An 11,909-nucleotide genomic window follows, 5' to 3' on the forward strand; every position below is an offset into this window, starting at 1 on the left:
CGACCGCCGACGCGGCTCGCGCCGCTGCTACTGAATCCTGATCCCCTGTAACGACGGAATTCAAGATCCCCTGTAGCAGCGGCGCAAGCCGCGTCGGCAGTGCACGGGGTGTTTCGGGAAAAACGCGGTGAGGCCCGACGCGGTTACAGCGGGGATTCGAGAAGCTTGACCAACTGGGTTCGCTGCTGGGCGAACCCGGCGTCCGCTTCGCTGCGTGTCTGCTGCAGTTTGGCGATTCGCGCTTGGGCGTCGATGATCTGAGCCTGCACATCACGCAACTGGTCGAGCATCGATGTTGACACTTCCTGACCCGCCCGCTCCTGCGCCGCTGCCTGCCCCTGCAGCGCTGTCTGCTGACCCTGCAAGGTCTGCACGTTCGCCGTGGCCACGGCAATCAGGGCATCGATCTCCGCCCTGCGACGAGCACTGGCCTTGTCCAGCTCCTCCAGCGATGGATAGCGGTCGAGCAACTGCGCATCGGCTTGCGACTGCACTTGGGCTTGTTGCTTGAGGCGTATTTCTTCGGCCGTCGGCGCAGGCGGCACGGTCTGTACCACCCGACCGCTCTGGTTGAGTACCTGATAACCCTTGCCCACGTACTCCGGCGGTACGCCCTGGCGGTCCAGCACCGTCACGCCGCGGCTATCGACATAGCGATAGAGCAGCATGACCGGTGCCTGCGCGGCCACGGCCAAGACCGGCAGCAGGCCGAACGCTGCGACCACCACCGCACGCCATCGCACGTGACTAGATACCGTACTGCGCACGATAGGCTTCGACCGCCGGCAGATGCTGCTTGAGCTGCGCGTCGTCGGCGAGGAATTCCAGCACTTGATTCAGCGAAACGATGCTGACCACGGGCACGCCGAAGTCACGTTCCACTTCCTGAATGGCCGACAGCTCGCCATTGCCACGCTCCTGGCGATTGAGGGCAATCATTACCCCTGCCGCGGTCGCGTTCTGCTGCTGGATGATCTGCATGACTTCACGGATGGCCGTACCGGCAGTGATCACGTCGTCGATGATCAGCACGTTGCCGGCCAGGGGCGAACCGACCAGGCTGCCACCTTCGCCATGCGCCTTGGCTTCCTTGCGATTGAAGCACCAGGGCACGTCCAGCTGATGCCTTTCGGCCAGTTGCACCGAAGTGGCAGCGGCCAGGGGAATACCCTTGTAGGCGGGCCCGAACAGGACGTCGAAAGCGATGCCGCTGTCGACGATGGCTGCGGCATAATAGCGCGCCAGTTCGGCCAGCGCGGCACCGGTGTTGAACAGGCCGGCATTGAAGAAATAGGGACTGGTACGCCCTGATTTCAGGGTGAATTCGCCGAAACGCAGAACGCCTCGATCAATTGCAAAACGAATGAAGTCGCGCTGATAGGCCTGCATCGAAAAAGTCCCGGATACCACGGATTTAGCTAATTAGGTAGAGCTCGGGTATCATACACGCACAAGATTTTTGGGGCCATGTATGCGGATCATCAGTGTGAACGTCAATGGTATTCAGGCGGCAGTCGAGCGCGGGTTGCTCAGTTGGCTGCAGGCCCAGAATGCCGACGTCATCTGCTTGCAGGACACCCGTGCTTCCGCCTTTGAACTGGACGACGCCGCCTTCCAACTGGACGGCTACTTCCTTTATGCGTGCGATGCAGAAGTTCCAGCCCAGGGCGGTGTGGCGCTGTACTCGCGGTTGCAACCCAAGGCGGTCATCAGTGGGCTGGGCTTCGAGACAGCCGACCGCTACGGGCGTTATCTGCAGGCAGATTTCGATAAACTCAGTATTGCCACCTTGCTGCTGCCTTCGGGCATGAACGGCGATGAAGACTTGAACCAGAAGTTCAAGCTCATGGACGACTTCGGCAAGTACCTGGACAAGCAACGGCGCAAGCGTCGCGAATACATCTACTGTGGTTCGCTGTATGTTGCGCAGCAGAAACTCGACATCAAGAACTGGCGCGACAGCCAGCAGTCGCCCGGCTTCCTGGCGCCCGAGCGGGCCTGGATGGACGAAATCGTCGGCAACATGGGCTATGTCGATGCGCTGCGCGAAGTCAGTCGCGAAGGCGACCAGTACAGCTGGTGGCCCGACAACGAACAGGCCGAGATGCTCAACCTGGGCTGGCGCTTCGACTACCAGCTGCTGACCCCAGGCCTGCGACGCTTCGTGCGCAGCGCGCGCCTGCCACGCCAGCCCCGCTTTTCCCAGCACGCGCCACTCATCGTGGACTACGACTGGACCCTGACGATCTGATCGCCAGGCACAAAAAAGCCGACCTTGCGAGGTCGGCTTTTTTGTGGGCTTCTTGCAGAGCTTGGACACTGTGGGAGCGGTGAATCAGACAGACCGCATGCACCGCCGACGCGGCTCGCGCCGTTACAAAGGCAGCGCAATCTTTGTGGGAGCGGGGCGGGCGGCGAGCCCTCTGCCCGCGAATGCAGGCCCCTGCGGTTGGTCTGATGCACCGCAGTGTCTGCATTCGCGGGCAGAGCCCGCTCCCACACAAAGCCAGTCCTACTGAAAGCCAGCCTTACAGAGAATTCGCATTCGCGGAGGCTTGCGTCACTCGGCCAGGGCAGCTTTCTGCAGGGCGAAGATCTCTTCCATGCCCTGCTGGGCCAGTGCCAGCATGGCGTTGAGGTCGGCCGGCTGGAACGGCGCGCCTTCGGCGGTGCCCTGCACTTCGATGAAGCCACCGGTGCTGGTCATCACCACGTTGAGGTCGGTCTCGGCAGCGGAGTCTTCCAGATAGTCGAGGTCCAGGACCGGTTCGCCCTGGTACATGCCTACCGACACGGCAGCAATCATCTGCTTGAGCGGATCGCCGCCCTTCAGGCCGCCGCGCTTCTTGACCATCTTCAAGGCATCGACCAACGCCACCATGGCACCGGTGATGGACGCGGTTCGCGTACCACCGTCGGCCTGGATCACATCGCAGTCGACGTACAGCGTGATGTCGCCCAGCTTGCTCATGTCCAGCGCCGCACGCAGCGAGCGGCCGATCAGGCGCTGGATTTCCAGAGTACGGCCGCCTTGCTTGCCACGGCTGGCTTCACGCTGGTTACGGTCGCCGGTGGCGCGCGGCAGCATGCCGTATTCGGCGGTCAACCAACCCTGGCCCTGCCCCTTGAGGAAGCGCGGCACGCCGTTTTCGACGCTGACGGTGCAGATCACCTTGGTGTCGCCGAACTCTACCAAGACAGACCCTTCGGCGTGCTTGGTGTAGTTTCGAGTGATGCGGATCGAGCGGAGCTGATCGGCGGCGCGACCACTTGGACGTTTCATCGGGATACCTGTACTGGACTCAAATCTGGCGGGCATTATAGGGCGTTCGACCATGAATTGCCCGTCCCGCCCCCGCAGATCGCGCCAGCATTGGGAGCCGGCGCCAGGTTGCGCTACAATCCCGCGCCTCGATTCATCGTCCATCGTCTGCGAGGTTTCTCCCCCATGGTGCACAGCATGACCGCCTTCGCGCGTTGCGAACGAGCCGCGGCCCAAGGCACCCTGAGCTGGGAGCTGCGCTCGGTCAACCATCGCTATCTGGAACCGCATCTGCGCCTGCCCGAGGCCCTGCGCGACCTCGAAGGTTCGGTGCGCGAAGCACTGCGCCAGGGCCTGTCGCGCGGCAAGGTCGAATGCACCCTGCGCTACACCGAGGACACCAGCGGCCAACCCTTGCAGGTCGATCGCGAACGCGCCACGCAACTGATAGCCGCCGCCGAGACCGTTGCCGCCCTGATCAAGCAGCCTGCCGCGCTCAACCCGCTGGAAGTGCTGGCCTGGCCCGGCGTGCTGGTGGCCGACGCCAGCGATCCCCAGGCTCTGAGCACGGCGGCCAACGAACTGTTCGCCCAGGCACTGACTGAACTCAAGAATGGCCGCGTGCGCGAAGGCGCCGAACTGGCCCGGCTGATCAACGACCGGCTCGACGCCATGAGCAGCGAGGTCGCCACCTTGCGCAGCCTGGTGCCGCAGATGCTCAGCGCGCAACGGCAGAAGATCCTCGACCGCTGCGCCGACCTGCAGGCCGAACTCGACCCGCAGCGCCTGGAGCAGGAAATGGTCCTGCTGGCACAGAAAAGCGATGTGGCCGAAGAACTCGACCGCCTGACCACCCACGTCACCGAAGTGCGGCGCGTGCTCAAGGCCGGCGGCGCCGCCGGCCGACGCCTGGATTTCCTCATGCAGGAACTCAACCGCGAAGCCAACACCCTGGGCTCCAAAGCCTTCGACCCACGCAGTACGCAGGCTGCCGTCAACCTCAAGGTGTTGATCGAGCAGATGCGTGAACAAGTGCAGAACATTGAGTAAGGCCACCCTTTCATGACCCACAGCACCGGCACCCTTTACATCGTTTCGGCTCCCTCGGGCGCGGGCAAGACCAGCCTGGTCAAGGCCCTGATCGACGCCCAGCCATCCATTCGCGTCTCGGTCTCGCACACCACCCGCGCCATGCGTCCGGGCGAGGTCTGTGGCGTGAACTATCACTTCGTCGACCGCGAAACCTTCATCGACATGATCGGCCACGGCGACTTCCTGGAGCAGGCCGAAGTGTTCGGCAACCTCTACGGCACGTCCCAGAGCCATCTGCAGCAGACCCTCGACGAAGGCCACGACCTGATCCTGGAAATCGACTGGCAGGGTGCCGAGCAAGTGCGTCGGCTGATGCCCTCGGCACGCTCGATCTTCATCCTGCCGCCGTCGCAACTGGCGCTGCGCCAGCGTCTGACCAACCGCGGTACCGACAGCGACGAGATCATCGAGACGCGCATGCGCGAAGCGGTCAGCGAGATGAGCCACTATGTCGAATACGACTACCTGATCATCAACGACGACTTTGCCTCGGCCCTGGAAGACCTCAAAGCGGTGTTTCGCGCCAACCGCCTGCAGCAGCAGGCACAGCAGCAAAAGCACGGCGCTTTGCTGGCCGAACTGCTCGCCTGAAAACAAAGCTTCCCTAAACGCTGGTGATTTTTTAAACTATCGAGTCCGCTCGCCCATCCGGGCCGCGCGCATAATCGCATTTGCTACGAGGAAGACCATGGCCCGCGTAACCGTTGAAGACTGCCTAGAACACGTGGATAACCGTTTCGAGCTGGTCATGCTCTCCACCAAACGCGCTCGCCAGCTGGCGACCGGCGGCAAAGAGCCGAAAGTGGCGTGGGAAAATGACAAGCCTACCGTGGTAGCCCTGCGTGAAATCGCCGAAGGCCTGATCGACTATGCTGCTATCGCTGAAGCTGAAATCGTTGAAGACGAACCCCTCTTCGCAGCGTTCGAAGACGAGGCCAACGAGGCCGTCTAAGTCCATGCCTGGTCGACGCTGTACGGCGCGAGGTTCTATCCCACATCGGCAGGAGGCCTCCCCTTGCCGAGCATAGACGCCCTCGCCGATCGCTTGTCGACCTACCTCGGCAAGGAACAGGTCAACCTGGTCCGCCGAGCGTACTTCTACGCCGAACAAGCCCACGACGGCCAACGCCGTCGCAGCGGCGAAGCCTACGTCACGCACCCGCTGGCGGTGGCAGGCATTCTCGCCGACATGCACATGGACCATCAGAGCCTGATGGCGGCCATGCTGCACGACGTGATCGAAGACACCGGTATCGCCAAGGAAGCACTCAGTGCCCAGTTCGGCGAAACCGTGGCCGATCTGGTCGACGGGGTCAGCAAGCTGACCCAGATGAACTTCGAGACCAAGGCCGAGGCTCAGGCGGAAAACTTCCAGAAGATGGCCATGGCCATGGCCCGGGACATCCGCGTGATCCTGGTCAAGCTGGCCGACCGCCTGCACAACATGCGCACCCTCGAAGTGCTGTCCGGCGAGAAGCGTCGGCGCATCGCCAAGGAAACCCTGGAAATCTACGCACCCATCGCCAACCGGCTGGGCATGCACAACGTGCGCGTCGAATTCGAGGACCTGGGCTTCAAGGCCATGTACCCGATGCGCTCGGCGCGCATCTACCAGGCGGTCAAGCGCGCCCGCGGCAACCGCAAGGAACTGGTCAACAAGATCGAAAACTCCCTGGCCCATTGCCTCTCGGTGGATGGTATCGAGGGCGATGTCAGCGGTCGCCAGAAACACATCTATGGCATCTACAAGAAGATGCGCGGCAAGCGCCGTGCCTTCAACGAGATCATGGACGTGTACGCCTTCCGCATCGTGGTCGACAAGGTCGACACCTGCTACCGCGTGCTGGGCGCCGTGCACAACCTGTACAAGCCCCTGCCAGGCCGCTTCAAGGACTACATCGCGATTCCCAAGGCCAACGGCTACCAGTCGCTGCACACCACCTTGTTCGGCATGCACGGCGTACCGATCGAAATCCAGATCCGCACCCGTGAAATGGAAGAGATGGCTAACAACGGCATCGCCGCCCACTGGCTGTACAAGTCCAGCGACGACGAGCAACCCAAGGGCACCCATGCCCGGGCCCGTCAGTGGGTCAAGGGTGTGCTGGAAATGCAGCAACGTGCCGGCAACTCGCTGGAATTCATCGAGAGCGTGAAGATCGACCTGTTTCCGGACGAGGTCTACGTGTTCACGCCCAAGGGCCGCATCATGGAGCTGCCCAAGGGTTCCACGGCGGTGGACTTTGCCTATGCGGTGCATACCGACGTGGGCAACAGCTGCATCGCCTGCCGCATCAACCGACGCCTGGCGCCGCTGTCCGAGCCGCTGCAGAGCGGTTCGACGGTGGAAATCGTCAGTGCACCAGGCGCACGCCCCAACCCGGCCTGGCTCAACTTCGTGGTCACCGGCAAGGCCCGCACCCATATTCGCCATGCCCTGAAGCTGCAACGCCGCTCGGAATCGGTGAACCTGGGCGAACGTCTGCTGAACAAGGTGCTCAACGGTTTCGACAGCGCGTTGGACAAGATTCCCGCCGAGCGCGTTCAAGCCATGCTGGCCGAGTACCGCCTGGAGCTGATCGAAGACCTGCTCGAAGACATTGGCCTGGGCAACCGCATGGCCTATGTCGTGGCGCGACGCCTACTGGCCACCGACGGTGGCGAGCAGTTGCCCAGCCCCGAAGGGCCGCTGGCCATTCGCGGTACCGAGGGCCTGGTGCTCAGCTATGCCAAATGCTGTACGCCCATCCCCGGCGATCCGATCGTGGGTCACCTGTCGGCGGGCAAGGGCATGGTGGTTCACCTGGAAAACTGCCGCAACATCAGCGAAATCCGCCACAACCCGGAAAAATGCATCCAGTTGGGCTGGGCCAAGGACGTCACCGGCGAGTTCAATGTCGAGCTGCGCGTGGAACTCGAGCACCAGCGCGGCCTGATCGCGTTGCTGGCCAGCAGCGTCAACGCCGCCGACGGCAACATCGAGAAGATCAGCATGGACGAACGCGATGGCCGCATCAGCGTGGTCCAGCTGGTAGTCAGCGTGCACGATCGCGTCCACCTGGCCCGCGTCATCAAGAAACTGCGCGCCCTGGCTGGCGTCACCCGCCTCACGCGCGTGCGTGCCTGAGGCGCGGAACCTTCATTTCAAGGAGCTGTTCATGACCAAGACCGTAATCACCAGCGACAAGGCCCCGGCTGCCATCGGTACCTACTCCCAGGCCATCAAGGCTGGCAATACCGTCTACATGTCCGGCCAGATTCCACTGGACCCTGCCACCATGGAGCTGGTCGAAGGCTTCGAGGCTCAGACCGTGCAGGTGTTCGAGAACCTCAAGTCAGTGGCAGAGGCTGCCGGCGGTTCGTTCAAGGACATCGTCAAGCTCAACATCTTCCTGACCGATCTGAGCCATTTCGCCACCGTCAACGAAGTGATGGGCCGCTACTTCCAGCAGCCTTACCCTGCCCGCGCCGCCATTGGCGTCGCTGCCCTGCCCAAGGGCGCGCAGGTTGAAATGGACGCTATCCTGGTCATCGAATAAGCCGCCCCGCGCGCTGCGGCAATCGTCTGCAGCGCCATTCGCCAGCAAGGACTTCCTTCATGCGTCACGCGCTCGCCCTATCTCTGGCCGCCCTGCTTCTGGGCGGCTGCGCCAGCCACGAAAACGTCGACCCCAACGGCGTCTGGATCAATCAGAAAGCCATCGATGCCGCCGCCAAGGGCGCAAGCCTGCGCCAGGCGCTGTTGGCCAACGGCCCGACACTGGAATGGTCGATCGACACCGTGGCCGGTCAGGCTCGTTTCAGCAATGGCTTCGAAGAGGGCGAAGGCAAGCTGGTGCCCCAGGCCGATGGCCAGTTCAAGGTGGACTTCTACGGCAACGGTGAAGACACCCTGAAAATAGACGGCGCTACCCTGCAACAAGCAGCGAGCGATAACACCCCGGTGCAAACCTTCAGCAAGTCGGCCGCCCCGGCGCGTGCGGATACGCCGGTGGGCGCGACCTTCGAGCAGGCGCTGTACACCGCCTACATGGGCGGCGACTGGAAAGTCGTCGAGGGCCCAGGCCAGGGCGGCGTGGCTCATTTCCTGCCCGACGGACGCATCGATGGCCTGGCGGGCCTGGATCGCTACGCGTTGTGCCTGGCGGGTGACTGCGCGGCCATGAGCGGCGAGTTCGACAGCATGTGGCTGGAACAGCAACAGCGCGGCAATGCCTTTATTTTCCGTCGCAACGGCAATCAGCTGGAAATCCTGCAGGCGCTCAACCAGGCCCAGGACGATGAAATGCCCAACCTGGTGCCCGGCACCCGGCGCTGGTTGCTCAGCAAGTAGCACCGGGACGAGGCGAGGCTACCGGCTCAGCAAGGCCGCATACCCTTCCCGATAGGTGGGGTACTGCGGCGTCCAGCCCAATGCGCGTGCACGCGCATTGCTGCAGCGCTTGGAACCAGTGCGGCGGATGCTCTGGGTCTGCGAGCGCTGGGTGACGCCCAGGTACGTGCGCAGCCAATCCACCACCTCGTGCAATGGGGCCGGGGCATCGTCGACGCCTATGTAGCAGTCATCCAGCCCGACGCCACGAGCATCCGCTTCGATCAGAAACGCCAAAAGCCCTGCGGCATCGTCGGCATGAATGCGGTTGCCGTACAGCGGCGGCTGCGACGCGACCTGATAACCCTCGCGTACCTGCCCGGCCAGACGCTCGCGACCGGGCCCATAGATGCCGGTCAGGCGCACGACGGTCGCCGGTTCAGGCGCGCTCAACGCCAGTTGCTCGGCTTCGAGCATCAGGCGCCCGGAAAACCCGCTGGGCGTTACCGGCGAGGTCTCATCGACCCAATCCCCTTCAGTCTGTCCATACACGCTACTGCTGGACACGAAGAACAGACGCCTGGGCGTCTGCCGGTGCTCTGCCAGCCAGCTCAGTACATGGCGCAAGCCGTCGACATAGGCGGCTTGATAGCCCGGCTCGTCGTGTTGCGTGGCGGCCACGCAATACAGCAGGTAATCCAGGGGCTCGCGTGGCCAGGCCTCGGGGCACTGCGCCTGGTGCAGGTCGGCAGCGACGCCGAGTACACCGTCAGGCAACTGCTCGATGTGCCGACGCAGACCGTGCACGCGCCAGTTCGACGCCAGCAGGCGGCGGGCGACGCGACTGCCGATATCGCCGCAACCGGCGATCAATACAGTGGGTGAAGTCATGCGCAAGGTTCCTGAAAGTCAGGCTCCGAGCCTACCCTTACCCGAGGTTTTGCGGCCAGCGGTATTAAATAAGTTACATTATTACTTTTGCTAACAAGAATTACTTGCAATAATACCGCCCCAATCTGTTCTCGGTCTTTCGCGAGGCCTTGAAGAACGTGCACCCCTTTTCTTTCTCTTCTCAGGTCCGGCCAGCATGATTCGCAAACACCCTTCCGCTTCGCCAAGCCAGCCACGCGCGTGGAGTGCCATTGCAGCGTTGCTGCTGGGCCTGGCCATCGCTCCGTTGACATTCGCCGACGCCACTGCGCCGAGCAATGCACCTGCCAGTACCGCGACTGCAGCGCCCGCGCAAGCCGCACCGGCATCCCAGCCCGCCGCCACACCTGCACCGAGCGCCGAGCAACCCGCGCCGGCCGAGCAGGCGCTGGTCGAAGACACCACCCTGGGCATGGGTCACGACCTGTCGCCGTGGGGCATGTACCAGAACGCGGACATCGTGGTGAAGGCCGTGATGATCGGTCTGGCCATTGCCTCGATCATCACCTGGACCATCTGGATCGCCAAGGGCTTCGAGCTGCTGGGCGCCAAGCGTCGCCTCAAGGGTGAAATCGCCGCGTTGAAGAAAGCCGCCACCCTCAAGCAGGCGAGCGAAACCGCTTCGCGCAAAGGCACCCTGGCCAACCTGCTGGTCCACGATGCCCTCGAAGAGATGCACCTGTCGGCCAACGCGCGCGAACGTGAAGGCATCAAGGAGCGGGTCAGCTTCCGTCTCGAGCGTCTGGTCGCCGCCTGCGGTCGCAACATGAGCATGGGCACCGGCGTGCTGGCCACCATCGGTTCCACGGCGCCCTTCGTCGGCCTGTTCGGCACCGTGTGGGGCATCATGAACAGCTTCATTGGCATCGCCAAGACCCAGACCACCAACCTCGCCGTGGTCGCACCCGGCATCGCCGAAGCCCTGCTTGCCACCGCACTGGGCCTGGTCGCGGCCATCCCGGCAGTGGTCATCTACAACGTCTTCGCCCGCTCCATCGCCGGCTACAAGGCGCAGGTCTCGGACGCTTCGGCGCAGGTGCTGCTGCTGGTCAGCCGTGACCTCGATCACCAGCCAGGCGAGCGCGCAGCTCAGCCGCAGATGGTCAAGGTGGGCTGACCTATGGGCCTGCACCTGAACGAAGGCGGCGATGATCTCGCCGAGAACCATGAAATCAACGTGACGCCGTTCATCGATGTCATGCTGGTGCTGCTGATCATCTTCATGGTCGCAGCCCCCCTGGCGACGGTGGACATCAAGGTCGACCTGCCCGCCTCGACCGCCAAGCCGGCGCCGCGGCCCGAAAAGCCGGTGTTCCTCAGCGTCAAGGCCGACCAGAACCTGTACGTGGGCGACGACAAGGTCGAGCGCACGCAGCTGGGCCAGATCCTCGACGCCAAGACACACGGCAACAAGGACACGACCATCTTCTTCCAGGCCGACAAGGGCGTGAATTACGGCGACCTGATGGAAGTGATGAACACCCTGCGCGGCGCGGGCTACCTGAAGGTAGGCCTGGTCGGCCTCGAGACGGCAGCCAAGCAATGATCACGACGCGCCAGAAAACGACGCGTTATGTTGCCAGCCTGGCGGTCGTCCTCGGCGTGCACGCTGCGGCCATCGTGGTTGCCCTGAACTGGCCCGCGCCGCAGCCCATCGAGCTGCCGCCGCAGGCCATGATGGTGGAGATGGCGCCGCTGCCCGAACCTGCGCCTCCTCCGCCGCCGCAGGTCGTCACGCCGCCGCCACCGCCCGAGCCGGTGGTCGAGGACCCATTGCCCAAGCTGGCGGAAGCGCCCAAGCCGACGATCTCGGTGCCCAAGCCGACGCCGCCCAAGCCCAAACCAAAACCGCAGCCGCCCAAGGTCGAAAAGAAACCCGAGCCGCCCAAGGAGCAGCCGCCGGCCGAGCAGACCGTCGACAGCCGTCCGGCGCCGCCACAACCGGCCAAGCCGGCAGCGCCTGCGCCCAGTCCGCCGTCCAACAGCAATGCGCTGCCCAGCTGGCAGGGCGATCTGCTGCGCCATCTGGCCAAGTACAAGAAGTATCCGGAGGACGCGCGTCGTCGCGGCATGACCGGGGTTAACCGCTTGCGCTTCGTGGTGGATGCCGAAGGCCGGGTACTGTCGTACTCCCTGGCAGGAGGTTCGGGTAGCGCGGCACTGGACCGCGCGACCATGGAGATGATCCGTCGAGCGCAACCGTTGCCCAAGCCACCGGCCGAGATTCTGGTCAATGGCAGCCTGGAAGTGGTCGCGCCCTTCGTTTACTCGCTGGACAAACGCTGATTCGCATAATTTGATGCGTTTCAGCGC

The 11,909-nt window shown here is 63.4% G+C and carries 14 protein-coding genes; 10 read left to right on the plus strand and 4 right to left on the minus strand.

Annotation, left to right across the window (positions count from 1 at the left end):
* Nucleotides 1-143: 143 nt before the first annotated feature.
* Together QMX89_RS19280 and pyrE are read right to left on the minus strand one after the other, a co-directional pair.
* Nucleotides 144-743 carry a DUF4124 domain-containing protein gene (locus QMX89_RS19280; protein ID WP_282349450.1) on the minus strand — a complete coding sequence of 200 codons (600 nt, stop codon included), beginning with the start codon at nucleotides 741-743 and terminating at the stop codon, nucleotides 144-146.
* A 4-nt stretch (nucleotides 744-747) separates the two neighbouring features.
* Nucleotides 748-1,389 (minus strand): orotate phosphoribosyltransferase, encoded by a 642-nt coding sequence (gene pyrE / locus QMX89_RS19285; RefSeq protein WP_049860366.1) that lies wholly within the window; start codon nucleotides 1,387-1,389, stop codon nucleotides 748-750.
* A gap of 82 nt (nucleotides 1,390-1,471) precedes the next feature.
* On the opposite strand from pyrE, the gene QMX89_RS19290 reads away from it, so the two are divergent.
* Nucleotides 1,472-2,251: an exodeoxyribonuclease III gene (locus tag QMX89_RS19290; protein WP_043192186.1), complete on the plus strand. Its 780-nt coding sequence runs from the start codon at nucleotides 1,472-1,474 to the stop codon at nucleotides 2,249-2,251.
* 309 nt (nucleotides 2,252-2,560) lie between these two features.
* On the opposite strand, the gene rph is transcribed toward QMX89_RS19290, so the two are convergent.
* The gene (gene rph / locus QMX89_RS19295) at nucleotides 2,561-3,283 is read right to left on the minus strand and encodes a ribonuclease PH (protein WP_049860367.1); all 723 of its coding nucleotides are present in this window, start codon (nucleotides 3,281-3,283) and stop codon (nucleotides 2,561-2,563) included.
* Nucleotides 3,284-3,448: 165 nt separating this feature from the next.
* On the opposite strand from rph, the gene QMX89_RS19300 reads away from it, so the two are divergent.
* From QMX89_RS19300 to QMX89_RS19325, 6 genes are all read left to right on the plus strand, one after another.
* The gene (locus tag QMX89_RS19300) at nucleotides 3,449-4,312 is read left to right on the plus strand and encodes a YicC/YloC family endoribonuclease (RefSeq protein WP_090361492.1); all 864 of its coding nucleotides are present in this window, start codon (nucleotides 3,449-3,451) and stop codon (nucleotides 4,310-4,312) included.
* Between the two features lie 12 nt (nucleotides 4,313-4,324).
* Nucleotides 4,325-4,945: a guanylate kinase gene (gmk, locus tag QMX89_RS19305; protein ID WP_049860369.1), complete on the plus strand. Its 621-nt coding sequence runs from the start codon at nucleotides 4,325-4,327 to the stop codon at nucleotides 4,943-4,945.
* A 97-nt stretch (nucleotides 4,946-5,042) separates the two neighbouring features.
* Nucleotides 5,043-5,306: a DNA-directed RNA polymerase subunit omega gene (rpoZ, locus tag QMX89_RS19310; RefSeq protein ID WP_043192179.1), complete on the plus strand. Its 264-nt coding sequence runs from the start codon at nucleotides 5,043-5,045 to the stop codon at nucleotides 5,304-5,306.
* 63 nt (nucleotides 5,307-5,369) lie between these two features.
* Nucleotides 5,370-7,481: a bifunctional GTP diphosphokinase/guanosine-3',5'-bis pyrophosphate 3'-pyrophosphohydrolase gene (gene spoT, locus QMX89_RS19315; RefSeq protein ID WP_049860370.1), complete on the plus strand. Its 2,112-nt coding sequence runs from the start codon at nucleotides 5,370-5,372 to the stop codon at nucleotides 7,479-7,481.
* Between the two features lie 31 nt (nucleotides 7,482-7,512).
* On the plus strand, nucleotides 7,513-7,893 hold the full coding sequence (locus QMX89_RS19320) for a RidA family protein (RefSeq protein ID WP_049860371.1): 381 nt from the start codon (nucleotides 7,513-7,515) through the stop codon (nucleotides 7,891-7,893).
* 59 nt (nucleotides 7,894-7,952) lie between these two features.
* Nucleotides 7,953-8,687 (plus strand): hypothetical protein, encoded by a 735-nt coding sequence (locus QMX89_RS19325; protein WP_049860372.1) that lies wholly within the window; start codon nucleotides 7,953-7,955, stop codon nucleotides 8,685-8,687.
* 18 nt (nucleotides 8,688-8,705) lie between these two features.
* On the opposite strand, the gene QMX89_RS19330 is transcribed toward QMX89_RS19325, so the two are convergent.
* On the minus strand, nucleotides 8,706-9,557 hold the full coding sequence (locus QMX89_RS19330) for an SDR family oxidoreductase (RefSeq protein WP_049860373.1): 852 nt from the start codon (nucleotides 9,555-9,557) through the stop codon (nucleotides 8,706-8,708).
* Nucleotides 9,558-9,753: 196 nt separating this feature from the next.
* On the opposite strand from QMX89_RS19330, the gene exbB reads away from it, so the two are divergent.
* From exbB to QMX89_RS19345, 3 genes are read left to right on the plus strand one after another with little or no spacing between them, the layout of a single operon-like run.
* Complete coding sequence (gene exbB, locus QMX89_RS19335) at nucleotides 9,754-10,713, plus strand: tonB-system energizer ExbB (RefSeq protein WP_049860374.1); 960 nt, start codon at nucleotides 9,754-9,756, stop codon at nucleotides 10,711-10,713.
* Nucleotides 10,714-10,716: 3 nt separating this feature from the next.
* Nucleotides 10,717-11,142 (plus strand): TonB system transport protein ExbD, encoded by a 426-nt coding sequence (gene exbD, locus QMX89_RS19340; protein ID WP_282349462.1) that lies wholly within the window; start codon nucleotides 10,717-10,719, stop codon nucleotides 11,140-11,142.
* Nucleotides 11,139-11,882 carry an energy transducer TonB gene (locus tag QMX89_RS19345; RefSeq protein ID WP_090361507.1) on the plus strand — a complete coding sequence of 248 codons (744 nt, stop codon included), beginning with the start codon at nucleotides 11,139-11,141 and terminating at the stop codon, nucleotides 11,880-11,882. The genes exbD and QMX89_RS19345 overlap by 4 nt, the downstream gene beginning before the upstream one ends.
* Nucleotides 11,883-11,909 lie beyond the last annotated feature (27 nt).

Source organism: Pseudomonas sp. PS01301 (genome assembly GCF_029960215.1).
GTDB lineage: Bacteria > Pseudomonadota > Gammaproteobacteria > Pseudomonadales > Pseudomonadaceae > Aquipseudomonas > Aquipseudomonas coleopterorum.

Bases quoted from the DNA above. Each gene is read 5' to 3' on its own strand.
- exbB (WP_049860374.1), top strand. From the start codon at position 9,754: ATGATTCGCAAACACCCTTCCGCTTCGCCAAGCCAGCCACGCGCGTGG.
- gmk (WP_049860369.1), top strand. From the start codon at position 4,325: ATGACCCACAGCACCGGCACCCTTTACATCGTTTCGGCTCCCTCGGGC.
- QMX89_RS19290 (WP_043192186.1), top strand. From the start codon at position 1,472: ATGCGGATCATCAGTGTGAACGTCAATGGTATTCAGGCGGCAGTCGAG.
- QMX89_RS19325 (WP_049860372.1), top strand. From the start codon at position 7,953: ATGCGTCACGCGCTCGCCCTATCTCTGGCCGCCCTGCTTCTGGGCGGC.
- QMX89_RS19345 (WP_090361507.1), top strand. From the start codon at position 11,139: ATGATCACGACGCGCCAGAAAACGACGCGTTATGTTGCCAGCCTGGCG.
- exbD (WP_282349462.1), top strand. From the start codon at position 10,717: ATGGGCCTGCACCTGAACGAAGGCGGCGATGATCTCGCCGAGAACCAT.
- QMX89_RS19300 (WP_090361492.1), top strand. From the start codon at position 3,449: ATGGTGCACAGCATGACCGCCTTCGCGCGTTGCGAACGAGCCGCGGCC.
- QMX89_RS19320 (WP_049860371.1), top strand. From the start codon at position 7,513: ATGACCAAGACCGTAATCACCAGCGACAAGGCCCCGGCTGCCATCGGT.
- rpoZ (WP_043192179.1), top strand. From the start codon at position 5,043: ATGGCCCGCGTAACCGTTGAAGACTGCCTAGAACACGTGGATAACCGT.
- pyrE (WP_049860366.1), bottom strand. From the start codon at position 1,389: ATGCAGGCCTATCAGCGCGACTTCATTCGTTTTGCAATTGATCGAGGC.
- rph (WP_049860367.1), bottom strand. From the start codon at position 3,283: ATGAAACGTCCAAGTGGTCGCGCCGCCGATCAGCTCCGCTCGATCCGC.
- QMX89_RS19330 (WP_049860373.1), bottom strand. From the start codon at position 9,557: ATGACTTCACCCACTGTATTGATCGCCGGTTGCGGCGATATCGGCAGT.